The 21,296-nt window shown below is 69.7% G+C and carries 19 protein-coding genes and 1 pseudogene; 15 read left to right on the top strand and 5 right to left on the bottom strand.

Annotation, left to right across the window (positions count from 1 at the left end):
• Window positions 1-47 precede the first annotated feature (47 nt).
• The 5 genes and pseudogenes from T333_RS24345 (at window position 48) to T333_RS24325 (ending at window position 6,087) form a co-directional block, all read left to right on the top strand.
• A complete protein-coding gene (locus T333_RS24345) occupies window positions 48-1,748 on the top strand; it encodes a right-handed parallel beta-helix repeat-containing protein (protein WP_496425946.1) in 1,701 nt (566 codons plus the stop codon).
• Between the two features lie 263 nt (window positions 1,749-2,011).
• Window positions 2,012-2,569 (top strand): peptide deformylase, encoded by a 558-nt coding sequence (gene def / locus T333_RS24340; protein ID WP_355002236.1) that lies wholly within the window; start codon window positions 2,012-2,014, stop codon window positions 2,567-2,569.
• The gene (gene fmt, locus T333_RS24335) at window positions 2,569-3,492 is read left to right on the top strand and encodes a methionyl-tRNA formyltransferase (protein WP_496425945.1); all 924 of its coding nucleotides are present in this window, start codon (window positions 2,569-2,571) and stop codon (window positions 3,490-3,492) included. The genes def and fmt overlap by 1 nt, the downstream gene beginning before the upstream one ends.
• A 752-nt stretch (window positions 3,493-4,244) precedes the next feature.
• Window positions 4,245-5,669: pseudogene (locus tag T333_RS24330) on the top strand (RsmB/NOP family class I SAM-dependent RNA methyltransferase); the annotation flags it as partial.
• A 73-nt stretch (window positions 5,670-5,742) separates the two neighbouring features.
• Window positions 5,743-6,087, top strand: a complete 345-nt coding sequence (locus T333_RS24325; protein WP_496425944.1) for an MmcQ/YjbR family DNA-binding protein — start codon at window positions 5,743-5,745, stop codon at window positions 6,085-6,087.
• A gap of 4 nt (window positions 6,088-6,091) precedes the next feature.
• Here T333_RS24325 and T333_RS24320 read toward each other — a convergent pair whose 3' ends face one another.
• Together T333_RS24320 and T333_RS24315 are read right to left on the bottom strand one after the other, a co-directional pair.
• Entirely contained in the window at window positions 6,092-6,952 is an 861-nt protein-coding gene (locus tag T333_RS24320) for an RNA polymerase sigma factor SigF (protein ID WP_355002239.1), read from the bottom strand.
• The gene (locus tag T333_RS24315) at window positions 6,952-7,374 is read right to left on the bottom strand and encodes an ATP-binding protein (RefSeq protein WP_355002240.1); all 423 of its coding nucleotides are present in this window, start codon (window positions 7,372-7,374) and stop codon (window positions 6,952-6,954) included. Before T333_RS24315 ends, T333_RS24320 begins: the two co-directional genes overlap by 1 nt.
• Before the next feature lie 124 nt (window positions 7,375-7,498).
• Here T333_RS24315 and rpe point away from each other — a divergent pair, with 124 nt between their 5' ends.
• The gene (gene rpe / locus T333_RS24310; protein ID WP_141809930.1) at window positions 7,499-8,152 is read left to right on the top strand and encodes a ribulose-phosphate 3-epimerase; all 654 of its coding nucleotides are present in this window, start codon (window positions 7,499-7,501) and stop codon (window positions 8,150-8,152) included.
• 48 nt (window positions 8,153-8,200) lie between these two features.
• Here rpe and T333_RS24305 read toward each other — a convergent pair whose 3' ends face one another.
• Entirely contained in the window at window positions 8,201-8,671 is a 471-nt protein-coding gene (locus T333_RS24305) for a hypothetical protein (RefSeq protein ID WP_355002241.1), read from the bottom strand.
• A 685-nt stretch (window positions 8,672-9,356) separates the two neighbouring features.
• Between T333_RS24305 and T333_RS24300 the strand changes: the two genes are divergently transcribed.
• From T333_RS24300 to T333_RS24285, 4 genes are all read left to right on the top strand, one after another.
• A complete protein-coding gene (locus T333_RS24300; RefSeq protein ID WP_355002242.1) occupies window positions 9,357-9,980 on the top strand; it encodes a riboflavin synthase in 624 nt (207 codons plus the stop codon).
• 87 nt (window positions 9,981-10,067) lie between these two features.
• Window positions 10,068-11,312, top strand: a complete 1,245-nt coding sequence (locus T333_RS24295) for a bifunctional 3,4-dihydroxy-2-butanone-4-phosphate synthase/GTP cyclohydrolase II (protein WP_355002243.1) — start codon at window positions 10,068-10,070, stop codon at window positions 11,310-11,312.
• 28 nt (window positions 11,313-11,340) lie between these two features.
• Window positions 11,341-11,820: a 6,7-dimethyl-8-ribityllumazine synthase gene (gene ribH / locus T333_RS24290; RefSeq protein WP_355002244.1), complete on the top strand. Its 480-nt coding sequence runs from the start codon at window positions 11,341-11,343 to the stop codon at window positions 11,818-11,820.
• Window positions 11,821-11,822: 2 nt separating this feature from the next.
• Window positions 11,823-12,341 carry a PH domain-containing protein gene (locus tag T333_RS24285; RefSeq protein ID WP_355002245.1) on the top strand — a complete coding sequence of 173 codons (519 nt, stop codon included), beginning with the start codon at window positions 11,823-11,825 and terminating at the stop codon, window positions 12,339-12,341.
• A gap of 33 nt (window positions 12,342-12,374) precedes the next feature.
• Here T333_RS24285 and ggt read toward each other — a convergent pair whose 3' ends face one another.
• Complete coding sequence (ggt, locus tag T333_RS24280; RefSeq protein ID WP_496425943.1) at window positions 12,375-14,327, bottom strand: gamma-glutamyltransferase; 1,953 nt, start codon at window positions 14,325-14,327, stop codon at window positions 12,375-12,377.
• A gap of 197 nt (window positions 14,328-14,524) precedes the next feature.
• On the opposite strand from ggt, the gene T333_RS24275 reads away from it, so the two are divergent.
• From T333_RS24275 to whiA, 5 genes are all read left to right on the top strand, one after another.
• Window positions 14,525-15,220 (top strand): HAD family hydrolase, encoded by a 696-nt coding sequence (locus T333_RS24275; RefSeq protein ID WP_496425942.1) that lies wholly within the window; start codon window positions 14,525-14,527, stop codon window positions 15,218-15,220.
• 74 nt (window positions 15,221-15,294) lie between these two features.
• Window positions 15,295-17,415 carry an excinuclease ABC subunit UvrC gene (uvrC, locus tag T333_RS24270; protein WP_496425941.1) on the top strand — a complete coding sequence of 707 codons (2,121 nt, stop codon included), beginning with the start codon at window positions 15,295-15,297 and terminating at the stop codon, window positions 17,413-17,415.
• Window positions 17,416-17,581: 166 nt separating this feature from the next.
• Window positions 17,582-18,523, top strand: a complete 942-nt coding sequence (gene rapZ, locus T333_RS24265) for an RNase adapter RapZ (RefSeq protein WP_246124077.1) — start codon at window positions 17,582-17,584, stop codon at window positions 18,521-18,523.
• The gene (locus T333_RS24260; RefSeq protein ID WP_355002249.1) at window positions 18,520-19,566 is read left to right on the top strand and encodes a gluconeogenesis factor YvcK family protein; all 1,047 of its coding nucleotides are present in this window, start codon (window positions 18,520-18,522) and stop codon (window positions 19,564-19,566) included. The genes rapZ and T333_RS24260 overlap by 4 nt, the downstream gene beginning before the upstream one ends.
• Window positions 19,563-20,540 (top strand): DNA-binding protein WhiA, encoded by a 978-nt coding sequence (whiA, locus tag T333_RS24255; RefSeq protein WP_355002653.1) that lies wholly within the window; start codon window positions 19,563-19,565, stop codon window positions 20,538-20,540. The genes T333_RS24260 and whiA overlap by 4 nt, the downstream gene beginning before the upstream one ends.
• A 99-nt stretch (window positions 20,541-20,639) precedes the next feature.
• Here the strand turns inward: whiA and T333_RS24250 are convergent, their stop codons facing one another.
• Window positions 20,640-21,152: a GNAT family N-acetyltransferase gene (locus T333_RS24250; RefSeq protein WP_496425940.1), complete on the bottom strand. Its 513-nt coding sequence runs from the start codon at window positions 21,150-21,152 to the stop codon at window positions 20,640-20,642.
• Window positions 21,153-21,296 lie beyond the last annotated feature (144 nt).

Here is a 21,296-nt window from a genome sequence, read left to right as displayed (position 1 = left end):
TGGTGTTATATCTTGTGTACACCATAAACGTACAGAAGGGTTGCTACATGCTGGAGTTCTATGTCGATCCGAATGGCGACGACTCCGGGCCGGGCACCGAGAGCCAGCCGTTCGCCACGGTCGGCCGGGTCGCGCAGGCCGCGGGAGACGACACCGGCACAATCGTCGCCCACCTCAGGGCGGGACGGCACATCCTGCGCGAACCCCTCGCGGTCACCAAGGGGGACATAGTCTTTCAGGCCTACGGTTACGGGACCGCCACGCAGGAGGAAGCCATGATCAGCGGCGGCCGACACATCACCGGCTGGCGTGTACGTGACGGGGTCTGGCTGGCCGATGTGGGCGAGCTGGACACTCGCCAGCTCTATGTCGACGGGCGCAGAGCCGAACGTGCCGCCATCGACACCCTCCCCGGCGCTGTGACCAGCACCGAAGCGGGTTACGTCACGGACGTCACGCTCAATTGGCAGAGCCCGGCCGACGTCGAGTTCGTCTACCGGGGTATCTACCCGTGGACCGAGGCCCGCTGCGCGGTGGCCGAAGCAGTCGTCAGCGAAGGTTCGACGACGATCGCCATGGCGCAGCCTGCTTTCGCCCGAGCCCACGACCTGTACAACTTCGCGTGGGAAGGACAGACCTCGCACGGCCCCGGCTTGCCCACCAGGGTGGAGAACGACCCTGTCTTCCTCACCGAACCGGGCACCTTCGTCCTGGACCGCTCGAGGCCCGGCCAGCACGTCCTGCACTACCTGCCACGTCCCGACGAAGAGCCTGAACGCACCGAGGTGATCGCTCCCGTTCTCGAGGTGTTGCTGCACGTCACGGGCGCGACCGGCGTCGCTTTCCAGGGGCTGGTCTTCGCCGAGGCCACCTGGCTGCGCCCCCATGCCGAAGGCTTCCTGCACTATCACGGCGGCGGCTACTACGAAGGCGGCCCGGTCGACACGGTCACCATCGTGGAGGGACAGATGTGGGTGACGGTCCCGCGGGAATCCGCCATGATTCCTGCCTGCGTTCGTGTCGACGACAGCACCGACGTCCGTATCGAGGACTGCCGGTTCACCAGGTTGGGCGCCACCGGGCTCGGGCTCACCAATGGCGCGAACCTCATCGTGCGCGGTTGCGACTTCGACACTCTCGCGGCCTCCGGTATCACGGCCACCGGCGGCCGGGACGTACTGATCGAGGACAACCGCGTCCACCAGATCGGTCTGGACTACTCCGGTTCTCCTGGCATCGCGATCAGCGAAACCCTCGACTGCACTGTCACCCGCAACCAGGTCACCGACGTGCCGCACTGCGGCATCGTGGCCGGGCCCGCGCGCGGCACCCGCCTGCTGCACAACCTCGTCACGGACACTCTCACGACCTTGGCCGACGGCGGCGGCATCTACCTGGCCGGCCCCCAGGGCGACGGCCCCGGCAACGGCGCGCTCGTCCGCGGCAATGTCATCACGGACACCCGCACCCCGTACAACTTCGGCCTCTACACCGACTACGGCGCCTCCTGGGTGACCGTCGAGAACAACGTGGTCATGCGCGCCGACAACACCGCCGTCCTGCAAGTCGTGCCGCCGCTGGAGAACGTCGTCTACCGGGACAACTTCTGGGACGCCGATCCACAAGGCAGCGACGACGTGCCGGCGGGCGTCACCTACGAGGGCAACACCACGATCGCCGAACCACACCACCTGGACAACGCCACCCGCGCCATCCAAGCGCAAGCGGGCCTCGTTCGCCCCCGCTGAACACAGCGGTACACCGGAACTTCACCGGTGTACCGCTCGGTCCCAGGCACGGATCGGAGACCGATCTCGGGCGCCGCCCCGGGTTCGGGGTATCCGCGGAGCGTCGACCGGACCTTTCGGGCGGCCGGGCGGAGGGGATGAACACCCCGCCCGGTCCGCATGTGAGTTGTACCAGGTCGGGGGCGTTGTGTCGGGGAGATCGGGGTGATCGGCGCCGCTCTCTAGAATGAGACGACCGTGTTCGTCCGCTTCCGGGAGCCGCCGTGACCATTCAGCCCGTTCGCCTGTTCGGCGATCCGATTCTGCGCGCCCGTGCGGCGGAGGTCACCGAATTCGATCGTGAGCTGCGCCAGCTGGTCGCCGACCTGACCGACACCATGCACGACGACGGCGGTGTCGGCATGGCCGCGCCGCAGATCGGCGTCGGGCTGCGGGTGTTCGTCTACGACACCGGCGATGCCGCGGGGCATCTGGTGAACCCGACCTACACGGTGGTCGGCGACGAGGAACAGGTCGGTCCCGAGGGCTGCCTGTCCATTCCCGGACTGCGCTACGACACCCGTCGCGCGCTGCGGGTGCGGGCGTCCGGTGTGAACATGCACGGCGAGCCCGTCGAGTTCGCCGCGGAGAAGCTGCTGGCGCGCTGCGTGCAGCACGAGACCGATCACCTCGACGGTGTGCTGTTCATCGACCGGCTCGACCCGGCGTCTCGCAAGGAGGCGATGCGCACCATTCGGGAATCCGACTGGTTCAACGCGGGCGTCACCGTGCGCGAGTCGCGCGGTGCGGGTCAGGCCGGACCGTTCGGACGGGGCCGCTGATGCGCGTCGTCTTCGCGGGGACTCCCGAACCCGCCGTGCCCTCGCTGCGCAAGCTCATCGAGTCGGAACGCCACGAGGTGGTCGCGGTGGTGACCCGGCCCGACGCGGTCGCCGGTCGCGGTCGCAAGGTGACGCGGTCGCCGATCGCCACGCTGGCCGACGAGTACAACATCCCGGTGCTCACCCCGCGCCGCCCCAGCGAACCCGAATTCATCGAGCAGCTCACCGAATTCGCGCCCGACTGTTGTCCGGTGGTGGCCTACGGCGCGCTGCTGCCGCAGCAAGTGCTCGACATTCCGCGCTTCGGCTGGATCAACCTGCACTTCTCGCTGCTGCCCGCGTGGCGTGGCGCGGCGCCGGTGCAGGCCGCCATCGACGCGGGTGACGAGATCACCGGCGCGTCCACCTTCCAGATCGAGGCGGGTCTGGACACCGGGCCCGTCTTCGGCGTGGTCACCGAGAAGATCGCGGTGACCGACACCGCGGGCACGCTGCTCGCCAAGCTCGCCGAAACCGGCGCCCACCTGCTCGCCACCACCTTGGACGGTGTGGAAGACGGCACCCTGCACGCCGTGCCGCAGCCCATCGACGGCGTCTCGTACGCGCCGAAAGTGGCCGCGGAGGACGGTCACATCCGCTGGGATCTGCCCGCGCTCGCGATCAGCAGGCGGATCCGCGCCGTCACCCCCGCGCCCGGCGCTTGGACGGAGGTGAACGGCACCCGCCTCAAGCTCGGCCCGGTCGAGATGGTGGAGGAGGTGCTGCCCGAACGCGTCATCGAGGTACGCAAGACCGGCGTCTTCGTCGGCACCGCGACCACCGCCGTGCGCCTGAATCAGGTGCAGCCGCAAGGCAAGCGGATGATGGCGGCCCTCGACTGGGCGCGCGGCGCCCGTCTGCAGCCCGGCGCGGTGGTCGAATGAGCCCCGTGGATCGGCCGCGCAAATCCGACGATGTCGACGGCGGGTGGGCCAAACGCGCCGCCCGCAAGCAGGAGGCTCGGCGCGACGCCGCGTCGGGGAAGTCGTCCGATCGTGACTCGGCGTCGGCCGGAAACCGTGGTGGGCAACGGAAGTCGGAGTCAGGCAAGCCCTACCGTTCCGATCGGGACGCGTCGGGCTATCGGGGACAAGCCGACCGTCGTTTCGAGGGCAAACCGCGGCGGACGGAGAAGCCGGGTGATCGCGCGGCGCGCGAATCCGGCTATGGCGCAGGTCGTTCCGAGGCAGGACGGACCGGCTATGGTCGCGCCGACCGGGCGCAGACGCCCGGTGGCAAGGGCGGTCGTGAACGAGCCTGGGACGACAAGCGGGCCGGACGGCCCGAGGGGCGTAGGTCTGGCGCGGACGACTTCGGTCGTCGCGGAACTTCGGAGACCGGCTCGTCGTACGGCGGCCGCCGCTCGAGCGACACCGGGGACCGTTCCAGCGGTGGATACCGGTCCGCCGCCGACGCCTCCGGACGGCGAGGAGTTGAGGCCGGGTCGGCGTCTTATGGCGATCGCAGGTCGAGCGATCGCGGGTACAAGTCGGACGCCGCTGGTCGCCGTGGCGCCGAGGATGTCTCGGCGTCCTACGACGAGCGCCGGTCGGGCGGTGCCGAGCGCCGGGCAGACGCCTCCGGCCGCCAGCGGCCGGAGAAGGGCTCGGGGACGTACGGCAAGCGGCGAGCGGACGACGCGGGACGACCCGAGCGAGCCGGGCGGAGCGCGGCGAAACCCGTTGGGGCGGAGAAGGTTACTTCCGGCAAGCGCGCCCGGCGCGCCGGTTCCGTCGACCCCGCGCGCGAGGTCGCGCTCGAGGTGCTGCGCGCGGTCCGGGAGCGCGACGCGTACGCGAATCTCGTGCTGCCCGGCCTGCTTCGCGACCGGCGCGTCTCCGGACGGGACGCCGCGCTGGCGACAGAGCTGGCCTACGGCGCCTGCCGGACCCAGGGTCTGCTCGACGCGGTGATCGCGCACGGTGCGGGCCGGTCGGTCGAGGAGATCGACGGACCGCTGCTCGACGTGCTGCGGCTCGGCGTCTACCAGCTGCTGCGCACCCGCATCGGCGCGCACGCCGCGGTCGACACCTCGGTGGCGCTGGCCAGGGCCGAATTCGGCGCGGGCAAGTCCGGTTTCGTGAACGCCGTGCTGCGACGCGCGGGGGAGAAGACCGCCGAGGAATGGGTCGAGGCGCTGGCGCCGGAGGATCCGGTGGGACGGCTGGCCTTCGAGTACGCGCACCCGACGTGGATCGCCCAGGCGTTCGCCGACGCGCTCGGCGCCCGCGCGGGCGAGTTGGGCGACCTGCTCGCCGCCGACGACGATCGGCCGGTCGTGCACCTGGTCGCCCGGCCCGGCGAGATCACCGCCGAGGAACTGGCGCTGGTCACGGGCGGCGAAGAGGGTCGTTGGTCGCCCTACGCGGTCTACTTGGAGGGCGGTGATCCGGGCAAGCTGGAGCCGGTGCGCGAGGGCATGGCCGCGGTGCAGGACGAAGGCAGCCAGCTGGTCGCACTGAGCCTGACCCGAGCCCCGCTGGAAGGCCCCGACGGTGGGCGCTGGCTCGACCTGTGCGCGGGTCCGGGCGGCAAGGCCGCGCTGCTCGGCGCGCTCGCGGAGATCGACCGCTTCCAGGTGGACGCCGTCGAACCCGCGGAACACCGCGCCGAACTGGTGCGCAAGGCCACCCGCGACCTGCCCGTGCGGGTGCACGTCGTCGACGGCCGCGACAGCGGACTCGAGCCCGGCTACGACCGCATCCTGGTCGACGCACCGTGCACCGGCCTCGGCGCACTGCGGCGCAGGCCGGAGGCCCGCTGGCGGCGCAGCCCCGCCGACGTGCGCGACCTGGTCGTGCTGCAACGCGAATTGCTCACCGCGGCATGGGATCTGCTCCGGCCCGGCGGCGTGGTGGTGTACTCGACGTGCTCGCCGCACCTGGCCGAGACCGTGTCGATCGTGGCCGACCACGTCCGCCGCACGGGCGCGGTCGAACTCGACACCCGCGACCTGCTCCCCGGCGTCACCGACGTCGGCGACGGCCCCGCCGCCCAGCTGTGGCCGCACCGCCACGGCACCGACGCCATGTTCATGGCGGCGCTGCGCAAACCGAGTTGAGTGTCGGCCGAGCCGGGCGAACCCGTTCCATCCGTCCAATCCACCGACCCACGCACCCGCGCACACTGGTTCCATGACCCTGACGTGGCAAGACGTGGTGACGATCGCGACCGAACTCCCGGCGGTCGAGGAGTCGACCTGGTGGCGCAGCCCCGCGCTCAAAGTCGGCGGTAAGGGGTTCGCGCGACTGCGGTCGGAGGCCGAGGGCGGGCTGGTGCTGCTGTGCGAGATGGTGGAGAAGGAGGCGTTGCTCGCCTCGGGCGATCCCGCCTTCTACACCACGCCGCACTACGACGGGTATCCGTACATCCTCATCGATCTCGACCGGATCGCAGCGGATCAACTGCGCGAACTGATCGATGCCGCCTGGTGGCTCTCCGCACCCGCGAAGGTTCGCAAACAGCGCGCGGCGGGCTGAACCGTCAGTCCCGGCTCGACAGCTCCCGCAGGCGGGCAAGAGTTTTCGCCAGAATCCGGGAGACGTGCATCTGGGAGATGCCCATCTGCTTGGCGATCTGCGTCTGGGTCATGGATTCGAAGAACCGCATGGTGAGGATCCGGCGTTCGCGTTCCGGCAGTCCGGCGAGCAGCGGCCGGATGGCGACGTACTCTTCGACCCGGTCGAACTGGGACTCCTCCTCGCCGAGCGTGTCCAGCAGCGAGGCCTCGGTGTCACGGCCGAGCGCCGCCGCGTCGATCGAGCTGGGCTGGTACGCGTTGCCCGCGATGACGGCCTGGGTCACCTCGTCGGGATCCACGTCGAGTTCGGCGGCGATCTCCTTGGCGGTGGGGGAGCGGCCGAGGGTCTGCGAGAGGGTGTCGATGGCCGCGCCGATGCGCAGGTGGGTTTCCTTGACCCGGCGCGGCACTCGCATGGCCCAGGTGTTGTCGCGGAAGTAGCGGCGGACCTCGCCCATGATGGTCGGCACCGCGAACGAGAGGAAGTTCGATCCGCGCGAGATGTCGAAGCGGTCCACCGCGTGCACCAGCCCGACTCGCGCGACCTGGGTCAGGTCGTCGAACGGTTCGCCGCGGCCGCTGAACTTGCGCGCGATGTGGTCGGCGAGCGGGATGCAGCGGCTGATCAGCTCGGCGCGCGTCGCGGCGTGGTCGGCGGTGCCCGGCTCGCATCCGGCCAATCGCTCGAACAGCGCGTTCAGATCGTCGTAGCCGGTGACCGACCCCGCTTCGGCGACGGCCTCCGCGTCCTCGGCGGCGTCGGTGGGCTCGGATTCGGCGTTCTCATCACGTTCCTGGTCGAACACGGTGTCCTCGTCCGCCACTACGCCTTCCCCCGGACCCGACGGAACTCCACCGTCGTCGGATATCCGGAGACCGCCGAATCGTACGAATTCTGTGTCGCCTCCACCGCGTCGGTGAGCGTGCGCAGCACATGCCAGCCGAAGCTGCGCTGGTCGGGCATCCCTTCGGACCCGGCGACGCCGGTGACCTCCACCCGCAGTTCGGTCTCCCCGATGGTGAATCGGCAGTCCAGGCTGGTGCCGGGCGCGGCTAGCGCGATCAGGGTCGAGCACACCTCGTCGACGGCCAACCGGATGTCGGCCACTTCGTCGAGGGTGAAATCGCTGAGTAGGACGAGAGTTTCGGCGAGCCCGCGAACGATGGGCAGCTGTGTGACCGATGCGGCCACCCGAATCTCCACCGGGGTGCTGTAGAGCCCCTGTTCCGCCGAAATGTTGATCACTCTGCCCAGGCTACCCACTGGAGGCCGCCGACAATCACCGATTCCCTGGGGTACGGCATGTGATCCGGGCTCGGTACACTGCCGGGCTGTGTCCTCTCCGACGTTTTCCCGCCCTGGCCAGCCGATGATCGCACCGTCCATCCTGTCCGCCGACTTCGCTCATCTCGCGGACGAGGCCCGCCGGGTGGAAGGCTCGGACTGGCTGCACGTCGACGTGATGGACGCCCATTTCGTGCCGAATCTCACGCTGGGCCTTCCGGTGGTGGAGAGCCTGCTGAAGGCGACCGACATCCCGCTGGACTGCCACCTGATGATCGAGGATCCGGGCCGCTGGGCCCCGCCGTACGCGGAGGCGGGCGCGCACAACGTCACCTTCCACGCCGAGGCGACCGACGACCCGATCGCCGTGGCCCGGGACATCCGCGCCGCGGGCGCGAAGGCCGGTCTCTCGGTGAAGCCGAACACGCCGATCGAGCCGTACCTGGAGATTCTGCGGGAGTTCGACACCTTGCTGGTGATGAGCGTCGAGCCGGGCTTCGGCGGCCAGTCGTTCATCGCGCACGTGCTGGACAAGGCGCGCACGGTGCGCAGGCTGGTCGATGCCGGTGAACTGCGGCTGATCGTCGAGATCGACGGCGGCATCAACGCCGACACCATCGAGCAGGCGGCCGAGGCGGGCATCGACTGCTTCGTCGCGGGCTCCGCGGTCTACAACACCGCCGACCCCGGCGCCACGGTGCAGAAGTTGCGGCGGCAGGCGGCCGCTGTCTGGCACTGAGCCATCGGCGCGGCACCCGCATGGCGAGTGCCGCTGGGTCGGATTCGGTTACCGGGCGCGGGTTTTCGGGGCTCCGAGGGCTCGCGTCGCCTCGATGACGATGTTCAGCGGCGGCAGTGTGGTCGCGCTCTCCGGCGGGCGCACCCAGACGCGGTAGCCGGTGCGCTCGTCGTCGGGCGAGGGCAGCACCACCTGGCTTCCGGTGCAGGCGACCGTCGCGTAGAGCCGGAAGAGTTCGGCCGAGACGGCGACGGTGAGCGAATCGGGCCGGGCGGGACCGGTGATGAACGTCCAGCGTCTCGCGCGCGGGTGGTGGACGACCGGTGCGGCGATCTGCGCGCGGGTGAGCTCGAGTTGCACCTGTTCGCCGAGATCGGCGGGCATCGTGATGGCGCCGAAATGGGTGCCTATGTGCAGCAGGATGCGGCGTGACGTGGGATCGATCGATGCGGGCATGTGGAACTCGCGCCGGTACTGCACGCAGCGGACTTCCAGTGTCGAATCGAGAAACGTGGTCACGCGGCACCCCCATCTTTGACGAACTCGTGTTGTCCCACTGTGTTGTTCTGACTTCCTCGAGTGGTGGATTTCCCGGTGTCGAACTCCTCGGGGCGCTACCCGGACGAAGCGGGCGTCGGCCTTGTCGAAGTATTCGACGGCGAACTGCTCGGATCAGAAGTTGAACGGTAGGAATCAGCTACATAACAATATTGCTTCCATTCCTGCCCCCGCGCAAGAAGTTGGTGTATCCGTGTTTCGAGCTGGGCATCAGGACTGGTTCGAGGTTACGCGGACGGGCCGGAAGCGACCGGGGGATACCCGGAAAGTCTGGCTGAACAATTGTCGTCGACGAGGAAACCGGGAAATTCCGGTATGACCGTACGGAATTGTTTGCGAATAATGCCGGCATGCGGTCGTCGGGTGGACCGGAAAAGTCCGCCGGGATGCTTTCGCGGTGTGTCGCAGAATTACGGTTTCGGATGCTGGGAGCAGGTGTGCCTGCTCATGGTGTGGTTCTCTGCGTGAGTACCTGCCAACGGATGAGACCCAGGTTGCCCGTGCTACGCACAGGAGCACCCGCCGGGAGACCAACTGCGTCGGGCTCGCGGCGACCGGGCGTCGTTACCCTGGGAGGGCGCCGGGAATAGCGGCCGGGTCACGGCTGTTCCGCAACCGTACGTACACACGCGACAGGGAGTCACGCATGTTCACAGGCATCGTCGAGGAGCTGGGCGAGATCGTCGCCACCGAGCAGCTGGCCGACGCCGCGCGCCTGACCATCAGGGGCAAGCTCGTCACCTCCGATGCCGGACACGGCGATTCGATCGCCGTCAACGGCGTGTGCCTCACCGTGGTCGAGGTCGTCGACGGCGACTCCTTCACCGTCGACGTCATGCAGGAGACGCTGGACCGCTCCTCGATCGGCGGGCTCGGCGCGGGCTCGCGCGTCAATCTGGAACGGGCCGCCGCGCTGAACAGCCGTCTCGGCGGACATCTGGTGCAGGGCCACGTCGACGGCACGGGCACCGTCCTCTCGCGGACCCCCTCGGAGAACTGGGAGGTCGTGCGCGTCTCGCTGCCCGACTCGATCGCCCGCTACGTGGTGGAGAAGGGCTCGATCACCGTCGACGGCATCTCGCTGACCGTCTCGGGCCTGGGCATCGCCGACGAGCCCGCCGCCGACGGCAACCGCGATTGGTTCGAGGTGTCGCTCATCCCGACCACGCTGTCGATGACGAACCTGGGCGCGGCGACCGTGGGGACCACCGTGAACCTCGAGGTCGACGTCATCGCCAAGTACGTCGAACGACTGCAGCAGCGCGGCTGAGCCCACGCGTGCGGGTGCGCCGCCGGGGGCGCACGGCACAGGCCTTACTGTAGTGAGGCACCTAATTCGAGATGGAGCACAGCAGACGTGACCAGGTTCGACACCATCGAGCGCGCAGTCGCCGACATCGCGGCCGGTAAGGCCGTAGTCGTCGTCGACGACGAGGACCGCGAGAACGAGGGCGACCTCATCTTCGCCGCGGAAAAGGCCACCCCCGAGTTGGTCGCCTTCATGATCCGCTATACCTCCGGCTACATCTGTGTGCCGCTGACCGGTGACGACTGCGACCGCCTCGGCCTGCCGCCGATGTACGCGACCAACCAGGACAAGCACGGCACCGCCTACACCGTGTCCGTCGACGCCCGCGAGGGCATCACCACCGGCATCTCGGCCGCCGACCGCGCCACCACCATGCGCCTGCTCGCCGACGCCGACGCCAAGGCCGACGACCTGACCCGACCCGGTCACGTGGTGCCGTTGCGCGCCAAGGAAGGCGGCGTGCTGCGTCGTCCCGGCCACACCGAGGCCGCCGTCGACCTGTCCCGCATGGCCGGTCTGCGTCCCGCGGGCGTCATCTGCGAGATCGTCAGCCAGAAGGACGAGGGCCATATGGCCCGCACCGAGGAGCTGCGCGTCTTCGCCGACGAGCACGAGCTGGCGCTGATCTCCATCGCGGACATGATCGCCTGGCGGCGCAAGCACGAGAAGCAGGTGGTGCGGGTCGCCGAGGCGCGCATCCCCACCGCGCACGGCAATTTCACCGCCGTCGGCTATCAGAGCATCTACGACGAGGTCGAGCACGTCGCGCTGGTGCGCGGCGACATCAGCGACGGCGAGGACGTGCTGGTGCGAGTGCACTCGGAGTGCCTGACCGGCGACGTGTTCGGCTCGCTGCGCTGCGACTGTGGCCCGCAGCTGGACGCCGCGCTGGAGATGGTGGACAAGGAAGGCCGCGGCGTCGTGCTGTACATGCGCGGTCACGAGGGCCGCGGCATCGGCCTGATGCACAAGCTGCAGGCCTACCAGCTGCAGGACTCCGGGCACGACACCGTCGACGCGAACCTGGAACTCGGCCTGCCCGCCGACGCCCGCGACTACGGCACCGGCGCGCAGATCCTGGTCGACCTGGGCATCCGGTCCATGCGCCTGCTCACCAACAACCCGGCCAAGCGCGTCGGCCTCGACGGCTACGGCCTGCGCATCACCGAGCGCGTCGCGATGCCGTTGCGTGCCAACGCCGAGAACCTGCGCTACCTGCGCACCAAGCGCGACCGCATGGGCCACGACCTGATCGGTCTCGACGAACTAGATCTCGGCGAGACGGCGCAGTGAACCACCACCTTCGGAAAGGCGGAACACGATGAGCGGCACCGGCGTACCCAGCTTCGAGCTGTCGGATGCCAAGGACCTGAAGCTCGGCATCGTCGCCTCGCGCTGGCACACCAAGATCTGCGACACGCTGGTGGCCAATGCCGAGCGGGTGGCGAAGCAGGCCGGTGTCCGCGACGTGACGGTGGTGCGGTGCGCGGGCGCCATGGAGCTGCCGGTGGTCGCCCAGGAACTGGCCCGCACCCACGACGCGGTGGTCGCGCTCGGCGTCGTGATCCGCGGCGGCACACCGCATTTCGAATACGTCTGCGACGCGGTGACCGCGGGCCTGACCCGGGTCTCGCTCGATGCCGCGACCCCGGTCGCCAACGGCGTGCTGACCACCAACACCGAGGAGCAGGCGCTGGATCGCGCCGGGCTGCCCGGTTCGGCCGAGGACAAGGGCGAGCAGGCCTGCGCGGCGGCGCTGGACGCCGCGCTCACCCTGCGCGCGCTGCGGCAGCCCGCGTAGTCATGCCGGTCGTCCGCATCTGGAGGAGAAACGACGCCGCGCCGTCGTCCGGCGCCGCGACCGAGGGCGACTGGGACTTCGAGGTGCGTCCGCGGCGGTCGGTGCTGACCGCGCGGATCGTCGCCGCCGTGATCGTTGCGATGTTCGCGGTGGGCGGCATCTGGTTGCAAAGCGGCTCGACCGGCGTGAACTTCCGGCTCGCCGACCAGATCGCGATGGTCACCATCGGCGTGCTCATCGCGGGCGGAGTGCTCATGCTGACCCGGCCGCGGGTGCGAGTCGGGCACCGTGGCGTCTCGGTGCGCAACATTCTCGGCGACCACCTCTTCGGCTGGGAGCACATCCGCGGCGTGACCTTCCCGGACAAGAAGTCCTGGGCGCGACTGGAATTGGTCGACGACGACTACGTGCCATTGCTCGCGATCCGCTCCAACGACAAGGCCCACGCCGCCCGCGCGATGGATCGGCTGCGCGAACTCGGCGCGAAGTACGCGGGGGCGCAAGAGCCCGAGCGCGACTGATCTTCGCCGCCCGCTGGCGGTCCGGTTTCGAACTCAGCGAGTGTCGCCGAGGACCGCGCCCTCGCGCCGCGGGTCGGCGCCGCCGATCAGGCCGGGTCCGTCGCGCTGCAGCGCGCTCAAACCGCTGGACTGGGGTGCGACGGAGACCTGGTGGCCGAGTTCTCGGAGCCGGAGGACGAGTGGGTCGTGGTCGCCGTTGTCGCTCGCGTCGATGGCGGGGTGCTCGCCGCCGACGCCGGTTGTCGGGGTGTTGCCCGCGCCGAACGAGACCGCCGAGACCGCCTGCTGTGGATCGAGACCCCAGTCCAGCATGCCGACCAGCGTCTTCACCACGAACTGGATGATCACCGAACCGCCCGGCGAACCGGTGACGTGGGTGAGCTCGCCGCGTGCGCCATCGGGCCCGCGATCGAACACCAGGGTGGGAGCCATCGAGCTGCGCGGGCGCTTGCCGGGCTGCACCCGATTCGCCACCGGCGTGCCGTCCGGGTCCATCGGGTCCGCGGCGAAGTCGGTGAGCTGGTTGTTCAGGACGAAGCCGTCGACGAGATGGAAGGAACCGAACGCGGACTCGACCGTGGTGGTCATCGCCGCGGCGTTGCCGTATTCGTCCACCACGGAGATGTGACTGGTGCCGTGCTCGGGCGGCTGCGGGCCGACCCCCACCGGAACCGGTCCGAAGTCGCCCGGTTTCGCGGTGCCCATGCTGCGGCCGGGATCGATCAGCGACGCGCGCTGCTTCAGGTAGTTCTTGTCGATCAAGGTCTGCGCCGAATTACCGGGCAATGGAACGAAATCGGTGTCGGCCACGTACTTGTTGCGGTCGGCATAGGCGAGCCGCTCGGCCTCCGAGATCAGATGCACCGCTTCGGCCCTTGGCTTGCCGCCGTTGCGATCGACGGATTCCGGCTTCAGCGCGGCCAGATCGAAGTTCTCCAGAATGCCGAGCGTGGCCGCGACCGTGCTGCCGCCCGAGGAGGGCGCGGGCATGCCGCAGATCTCGTGCCCGCGGTAGCCGCCGCACAGCGCGGTGCGTTTCTTGGGTTGGTAATTCGCCAGGTCCTGGGCGGTGAGCAGGCTCGGAGTGCGACCGCCGGACCCCGCGGTGGCGGCCTCGACGATATCCTCGGCGATGGCGCCGGTGTAGAAAGCGTCCGCGCCCTCGGACGCGATGGCGCCCAACGTCTTCGACATCGCCGGGTTGGTCAGCTTGGCGCCCGCGGGCTTCGGTGAACCGTCGGGATTCAGGAAGTACTGTTTCGCGGCCTCGTCCCTGGCCAGGTCCCGCGCCGATTCCGCGATCTGGCCCGCGAGCCGGGGGCTGATCGTGAAGCCTTCGTCGGCCATCGCCACGGCCGGATCGAACAGCTCGCGCCAGCCGGTCTTACCGTGCTCGCGGTGCGCGAGCTCCAGCAGCCGTAGCACACCGGGCACGCCGATCGAGCGGCCGCTGGCGCGCGCGTTCGGCTGCGGCTCGGTGCGGTCGGTGTCGCTGATCCAGCGCAGATAGTTCTCGGTGGCCGCGGCGGGCGCGACCTCGCGGCCGTCGTAGGCCTCGACCGACTTGGTGGCGCCGTCGTAGTACAGCAGGAACGCGCCGCCGCCGATGCCGGAGGCCTGCGGCTCGACCAGGCCGAGCACCAGCTGCGCGGTGACCAGCGCGTCGGCCGCGGTGCCGCCGTCGCGCAGCACTCGGCAGGCTGCCTCGGTGGCAAGGGGATTTGCGGTGGAGACCGCGTACGAGCCGGTGCGCACCGCGGTCATTCCGCTGCGATAACCGGAGGCGATCTCGGGGTTGGTGCTGAGATTCTGGGTGGTCGCCGTGCCCGCCGCGGTCGGCGGCGCCGCGACGACCGGCGTGCCGTTGGGGGCGCTGGTGCATTCGGCGGTGGTCGTCTCCTCGGTGGTGGTACATCCGGTGAGAAGTCCGACCGTGAGCATCGTGGCCGCGGCGGCTCCGCTCCAGATGTGTCGCGCGCGCGTCATGGCCTGGACTGTAGCCCTCGGGGCCGACAGCGGTGCGGCTTTCGGGCGAGGCCGTCAGTTGCCGTGACGATCCGAACCGCGCACGCAGACGGGGAGATTCCGTTTTTCCCAGGTGCGCGCGGTCGCGCCGCTCTCCCACCCGAACCCCGCCCGCGCTCGACCGGACCGTTCGCCTCGGCGTCGGTACGCTGGTGCGGGTGGATATCGAGGCCGTGCTTTTCGACTTCTCCGGGACGATCTTTCGATTGGAGGAGGACGAATCGTGGGGCGACGAGCTGGTCGGCGCCGACGGCGCGGATTTCGACGTCGAGGCCAAGGCCGAGATCCTGCGGCGAATGACGGCGCCGGTCGAGCAGTTCATGACCTTCGACGCCGCGGGCCAACTCGCCTGGGACAACAGGGATTTGGACCCGGCGCTGCACCGGCACGCGTACCTTGAGGTGCTGCGCTCCTCGGGCGTGCCAACCGAGGAGCAGGCCGAACGGCTCTACGGCAGATTGATCGATCCGCTCGCCTGGACGCCGTACCCCGACACCGGACCCGTCCTGGAGTTCCTTGCGGCACAGGGTGTTCCGGTGGGCGTGGTGAGCAATATCGCGTTCGACGTGCGTCCGGCGTTCCGCACCAGGGGATGGGACCGGCTCGTCGGCGCGGTGGCGCTCTCGTTCGAGGTGGGCGTGATCAAACCCGAGCCGGGGATCTTCCTCGCCGCGTTGAACGAGCTCGGCGTCGACCCGGCGCGCGCCTTGATGGTCGGCGACAGCGCGCCCGCCGACGGCGGCGCGACCGCGCTCGGCTCGCGCTTCGCGCTCGTCGACCCGCTGCCGACCGCGGAGCGGCCCGACGCGCTCGTCGACGCGCTGCGGGCGCACGGGTTGGCCGTCCCGAGGTGAGCGCCGGTCCTGGTCGCGGAGTCGCGGCCAGGACGGACACCAACCTTGTCGCCCCGCCTCGATAGGCTGTTCGAGTGGCAGATCCATCGAGGTACCGCCCCGCCCCCGGTACGATCCCCGTCGAACCCGGCGTCTACAAATTCCGGGACGCGCACAAGCGGGTCATCTACGTCGGCAAGGCCAAGAGCCTCCGCAGTCGGCTGAATTCCTATTTCGCCGACGTCGCCTCGCTGCACCCGCGCACCAAGCAGATGGTCACCACCGCCGCGAGCGTGGAGTGGACGGTCGTCTCCACCGAGGTGGAGGCGCTGCAGCTGGAATACAACTGGATCAAGGAATTCGATCCGCGGTTCAATGTGCGCTACCGGGACGACAAGTCCTACCCGGTGCTCGCGGTGACGTTGAACGAGGAGTACCCGCGCCTGTTCGTCTACCGCGGCGCCCGTAAGAAGGGCGTGCGGTACTTCGGCCCGTACGCGCACGCTTGGGCGATCCGCGAGACGCTGGACCTGCTGCTGCGGGTGTTCCCCGCGCGCACTTGCTCGAACGGAGTCTTCAAGCGGCACAACCAGATCGGCCGTCCGTGCCTGCTCGGCTACATCGACAAGTGCTCCGCGCCGTGCGTCGGCAGGGTCACCGCCGACGAGCACCGCCGCATCGTGGAGGACTTCTGCGACTTCCTCGCCGGGCGCACCGACCGGATGGTGCGCGAGCTGGAGCGGCGCATGCACGAGGCCGCCGAGGATCTGGACTTCGAGACCGCGGCCCGGCTGCGCGACGACGTGCAGGCGCTGCGCAGGGCGCTGGAGAAGCAAGCGGTGGTGCTCGGCACCGGCACCGACGCCGACGTGATCGCCTTCGCCACCGACGAATTGGAGGTGGCGGTGCAGATCTTCCATGTCCGCGACGGCCGGGTGCGCGGTCAGCGCGGTTGGGTGGTGGACAAGGCGGGCGACGCCGTCGACACCGCGGAGCCCGGCGGCGAGCTGGCCGCGCTGGTCGAACAGTTCCTCACCCAGTTCTACGGCGAGCAGGTCTCCTATGCCGACCAGAGTCCCGACGAGCAGCCCGCGACCGTGGTCCCGCGCGAGGTGCTCGTCCCCGAGCTGCCCGCGGACCACGAGCAGATCCAGGAGTGGCTGAGCAAGCTGCGCGGTTCGGCGGTGCAGCTGCGCGTCCCGCAGCGTGGCGACAAGAAGGCGCTCGCCGAGACCGTGCAGCGCAACGCCATGGAAGCCCTCGCCCAGCACAAGCTGAAGCGCGCGGGCGACCTCACCTCGCGTTCGGCGGCGCTGCAGGACATCCAGGACGCGCTCGATCTGGACACCGCGCCGCTGCGCATCGAGTGCGTCGACATCAGCCACGTGCAGGGCACCGACGTGGTGGCCTCGCTGGTCGTCTTCGAGGACGGTCTGCCGCGCAAGTCCGAATACCGGCACTACGCGATCAAGGAGGCCGCGGGCGGTGGGCGTTCCGACGACGTCGGCAGCATCGCGGAGGTGACGAGGCGGCGGTTCTACCGGCTCCGCAAGGAGCGCGACGAGGCCGAGCGCGAGGAACTCGACGGCGCGACCGCCGTTCCTCTCGTCGGAACCGAGGGATCGGCCGGGAGCGAAGCCGGGGTTTCGCCGCTCGGCGGCTCGACGGTCGTCGTCGAAACCTCCGCGGTGGACCCGATTCCGCCCGACGACGCCGACGAGATCGAACTGACCTCGCGGCCCGGCATCGACCCGCGCACCGGACGCCCGCGCAAGTTCGCCTACCCGCCGAACCTGTACGTCGTCGACGGCGGCGCGCCGCAGGTCGCCGCCGCCGCCGAAGTGCTCGACGAACTCGGCATCACCGATGTCGCGGTGATCGGCCTCGCCAAACGTCTGGAGGAGGTGTGGGTGCCCGGCGAACCCGATCCGGTGATCATGCCGCGCAACAGCGAGGCGCTGTTCCTGCTGCAACGGGTCCGCGACGAGGCGCACCGTTTCGCCATCACCTTCCATCGCAGCAAACGCTCGCGGCGGATGACGGCCTCGGCGCTGGATTCGGTGCGCGGGCTCGGCGCGGCGCGCCGGACCGCGCTGGTCACTCATTTCGGTTCGGTGGCCAAGTTGAAGGAGGCGACGGTGGAGCAGATCACCGAGGTACCCGGCATCGGCGTGGCCACCGCGAAAGCCGTGCTCGCCGCGCTGCGGGAGGAGTGAGTGATCCCGAAATCTCCGGCTCCGGTCCGACCTGCATATATCCTCGGTAGCGTTTCCACATGTTCGTGAACCGTCCTCGTGCACCACGGAGGGTGAGCGCGCGTGCCCGATACCGAATCCGGTGCGGGATGATCGAGAGGCACCTAGACACGGATTCCGGTAGGACATGACACGCGTCGAATCGAACAACAGTGCGGGCGGCCAGCGCGCGGGCAACCAGCTGCGCCAGCAGGTCGAGGTCGTCATCGTGACCGGTCTGTCCGGCGCGGGCCGCGGTACCGCCGCGCGGGTGCTGGAGGATCTCGGCTGGTACGTCGCCGACAACCTGCCGCCCGAGCTGATCGGCAGACTCGTCGAACTCGGCGCTTCCGCCGAGCCGCCGATCCGGCGCCTCGCGCTGGTCATGGACGTGCGCAGCAGATTCTTCACCGGCGATCTCTCGGTCGTCACCGAACAGCTGCGCGCGCTCGGCGTGCGGACCAGGGTGCTCTTCCTCGAGGCCTCCGACGACGTGCTGATCCGCCGCTTCGGCTTCGCCCGCCGCCGCCACCCGCTGCAGAGCGAGAGCGCCGACGGCACGCTGTCCGCGGGCATCGCCGCCGAACGGGTGCGCCTCTCGGCCGTGAAGACGGCTGCCGACCTGGTGATCGACACCACCGAGTTGTCCATTCACCAGCTGCACCGCAAGCTGGAGGAGGCATACGGCGGCGGCGCGCCCGCCGCGCTGCAGCTGACCGTGCAGTCCTTCGGCTTCAAGTACGGGGTTCCGTTGGACGCCGACATGGTGTTGGATGTGCGTTTTCTACCCAATCCACATTGGATACCGGAACTGCGGGAACACACGGGACAGGAGACGGTGGTCAGCGAGTACGTGCTGTCGCGCCCCGGGGCGACCGACTACCTGCACACCTGCCGCCACCTCGTCGACCTGACGACCAACGGTTACCGCCAAGAGGGGAAGCGATACATGACGGTGGCAGTGGGCTGCACGGGGGGCAAGCACCGCAGCGTGGCGATCGCCGAGGCGCTGGGCGAACTCATCGGGCCGGAGTCCGACGGCTCCGCCGACGTCGTGCGGGTCGTGCACCGGGATCTGGGGCGCGAATGACCGGGTGGGAATCGAATCCCGCCATCGTCGCACTGGGTGGTGGGCACGGGCTGTACGCGACGCTGACGGCGGTGCGGCGGCTGACCAGGAAGATCTGCGCGGTGGTGACCGTCGCCGACGACGGCGGGTCCTCGGGTCGGCTGCGCGCCGAGCTGGGGGTGCTGCCGCCGGGGGATCTGCGTATGGCGCTGGCCGCTCTGGCTGCGGACCCCGAAGGCGTGTGGACGCAGACCGTTCAGCATCGTTTCGGCGGCACCGGCGCGCTGGCGGGTCATTCGGTCGGCAACCTCGTGCTCGCGGGACTGACCGAGGTGCTCGGCGATCCCGTCGCGGCGCTGGACGAGGTGGCCAAGATGTTGCGCGCCAGCGGCCGGGTGCTCCCGATGTCGCCGATCGCGCTCGACATCGAGGCCGACGTCTCCGGCTTGGAAGCGGACCCGCGGGTCAGCCGCTGCATTCGCGGCCAGGTCGCGGTCGCCACGACGCCGGGCAAGGTGCGGCGCGTCCGGCTGATCCCGTCCGATCCGCCCGCCAGTCCGGAGGCGACCTCGGCCATCGAACACGCCGACGTGGTGGTGCTCGGGCCCGGCTCGTGGTTCACCAGTGTGATTCCGCACGTCCTCGTGCCGGAACTGCGCGACGCGCTGGTCTACACCAGGGCGCGGAAGGTGCTGGTGCTCAACCTGGCCGCCGAACCGGGGGAAACGGCCGGTTTCTCCGCCGAGCGCCATCTGCATGTATTGTCCCAGCACGCACCGGAATTCGTTGTCGACGAGGTGTTGGTCGATTCCGGCTCGGTGCCGGAGGGCCGGGAACGCGAACATGTTGCCAGGGCTGCCGAACAGTTGCGGGCGCGAGTAACCTTCTCCGATGTCGCCGAAGCGGGAACGGACCGGCATCACCCCGGAAAGCTTGCCGCCGCCCTGGATCAGCTGATCCGGCAACCTCGGCCGCAAATGGCAGGGCTTCGAGTCGAGGGACGGCACATGGGCGCGGATGTGCGGTCCGGGTTGGGTGGAAAGGAGCGCGTCTCGTGGCGATGACAGCCGAAGTGAAAGACGAGCTGAGCAGGCTCACGGTGTCCCAGGTGAGTTCCCGCAAGGCGGAACTCTCCGCCCTGTTGCGTTTCGCGGGTGGCCTGCACATCGTCGGGGGCCGGGTGATCGTCGAGGCCGAGGTGGACATGGGATCCATCGCTCGACGGCTACGCCGGGAGATCTTCGAGCTGTACGGCTACGGCTCCGACGTGCACGTGCTCGGCGCGGGCGGTCTGCGCAAGACCTCCCGCTACGTCGTGCGGGTGTCCAAGGAGGGCGAGGCGCTGGCCAGGCAGACCGGCCTGCTCGACGTGCGCGGCCGCCCGGTGCGCGGACTGCCCGCCCAGGTGGTCGGCGGCAGCATCGCCGACGCCGAAGCCGCTTGGCGCGGAGCGTTTCTCGCGCACGGCTCGCTCACCGAGCCCGGTCGCTCGTCCGCGCTCGAGGTCAGCTGCCCCGGACCGGAGGCGGCGCTCGCGTTGGTCGGCGCGGCCCGCAGGCTCGGCATCACCGCCAAGGCGCGCGAGGTGCGCGGCACCGATCGCGTCGTGGTGCGCGACGGCGAGGCCATCGGCGCGCTGCTGACCAGGATGGGCGCCCAGGACACCCGGCTCACCTGGGAGGAACGCCGAATGCGCCGCGAGGTGCGCGCCACCGCCAACCGGCTGGCCAACTTCGACGACGCCAACCTGCGCCGCTCGGCGCGGGCCGCCGTCGCCGCGGCCGCCCGGGTGGAGCGCGCGCTGGAGATCCTCGGCGACGAGGTGCCCGATCACCTGGCCGCGGCGGGCAAGCTGCGCGTGGAGCACCGCCAGGCGTCGCTGGAGGAACTCGGTCAGCTCGCCGATCCGCCGATGACGAAAGACGCTGTGGCGGGCCGGATTCGGCGCCTGCTCTCGATGGCGGACCGGCGCGCCAAGGAACTCGGCGTCCCCGACACCGAATCCGCCGTAACCGCCGAGCTTCTCGACGAGGCTTGACTGTTCTGGACTCACCGCACGCCCCGCACGCCGATATCCGGCGCTCGGGGCGTGTTGTGTGTTATCAGGTAGCCGTGGGTCTTCGGGCCGGTGCGGAGTTCACGCGCCGGGATCGCGAAGCATTGCCCAGGTGGTGGGGCCGCCGTCCGGCAGGTCCACGGTCGCGGTGACGCGGAAGCCCAGCCGCTCGTAGAAGCCGACGTTGCGTTTTTCGGAGGTCTCCAAGAATGCGGGCACGTCCGCGCGCTCGGCGGCCTCCAGACCGGGCCGGATCACCGCGCCGCCGAGCCCGCGGCCCTGACCGTCTGGGTCGACGCCGACGGTGCCGAGGAACCAGACCGGTTCGACCGGGCGGTGTGGCGCGAGCGCGGCCTCGGCCGCCGCGTAAGCCGCCGCGCGATCACCAGCCAGCTCGGCGAACCGCGGCGCGAGGTCGACGAAGACCAGCCCCGCGTCGGTGGCAGGGGTGGTCCAGACGGCGACAGCGGCACCCTCGTCGGCAACCCAGACCTGGCCGTGCGGCAGTCCATCTGCCGCGCCACGCGGGATGCGCCAGCGATTTTTCGGTCGTCCCGGCCGCAGCTCGCGTCGTGCCGGACCCGCGGGCGCCATCGGCGTGCACGCGGGCAGTGTGATGGGTGAAAAACCTTGGGGCGCTTCGCTTCCGCGACACGCGGGATTCTGTCGAGGGGGATTGTCGCCGTCCGGGGCCCGCGATGGCGGCGCGAACGGCCGTTCGCGCCTGCCGCGACATGG

Source organism: Nocardia sp. CNS-044 (genome assembly GCF_059570515.1).
The sequence above is the reverse complement of the archived record's forward strand: the minus strand, read 5'-3'. Positions and strand labels throughout refer to the sequence as shown.

Coding starts and splice junctions, on each gene's coding strand:
- T333_RS24285 (WP_355002245.1), top strand. CDS start 11,823: ATGCCGGTCGTCCGCATCTGGAGGAGAAACGACGCCGCGCCGTCGTCC.
- rpe (WP_141809930.1), top strand. CDS start 7,499: ATGATCGCACCGTCCATCCTGTCCGCCGACTTCGCTCATCTCGCGGAC.
- T333_RS24300 (WP_355002242.1), top strand. CDS start 9,357: ATGTTCACAGGCATCGTCGAGGAGCTGGGCGAGATCGTCGCCACCGAG.
- whiA (WP_355002653.1), top strand. CDS start 19,563: ATGACAGCCGAAGTGAAAGACGAGCTGAGCAGGCTCACGGTGTCCCAG.
- T333_RS24325 (WP_496425944.1), top strand. CDS start 5,743: ATGACCCTGACGTGGCAAGACGTGGTGACGATCGCGACCGAACTCCCG.
- T333_RS24345 (WP_496425946.1), top strand. CDS start 48: ATGCTGGAGTTCTATGTCGATCCGAATGGCGACGACTCCGGGCCGGGC.
- ggt (WP_496425943.1), bottom strand. CDS start 14,327: ATGACGCGCGCGCGACACATCTGGAGCGGAGCCGCCGCGGCCACGATG.
- ribH (WP_355002244.1), top strand. CDS start 11,341: ATGAGCGGCACCGGCGTACCCAGCTTCGAGCTGTCGGATGCCAAGGAC.
- T333_RS24250 (WP_496425940.1), bottom strand. CDS start 21,152: ATGGCGCCCGCGGGTCCGGCACGACGCGAGCTGCGGCCGGGACGACCG.
- fmt (WP_496425945.1), top strand. CDS start 2,569: ATGCGCGTCGTCTTCGCGGGGACTCCCGAACCCGCCGTGCCCTCGCTG.
- T333_RS24260 (WP_355002249.1), top strand. CDS start 18,520: ATGACCGGGTGGGAATCGAATCCCGCCATCGTCGCACTGGGTGGTGGG.
- rapZ (WP_246124077.1), top strand. CDS start 17,582: ATGACACGCGTCGAATCGAACAACAGTGCGGGCGGCCAGCGCGCGGGC.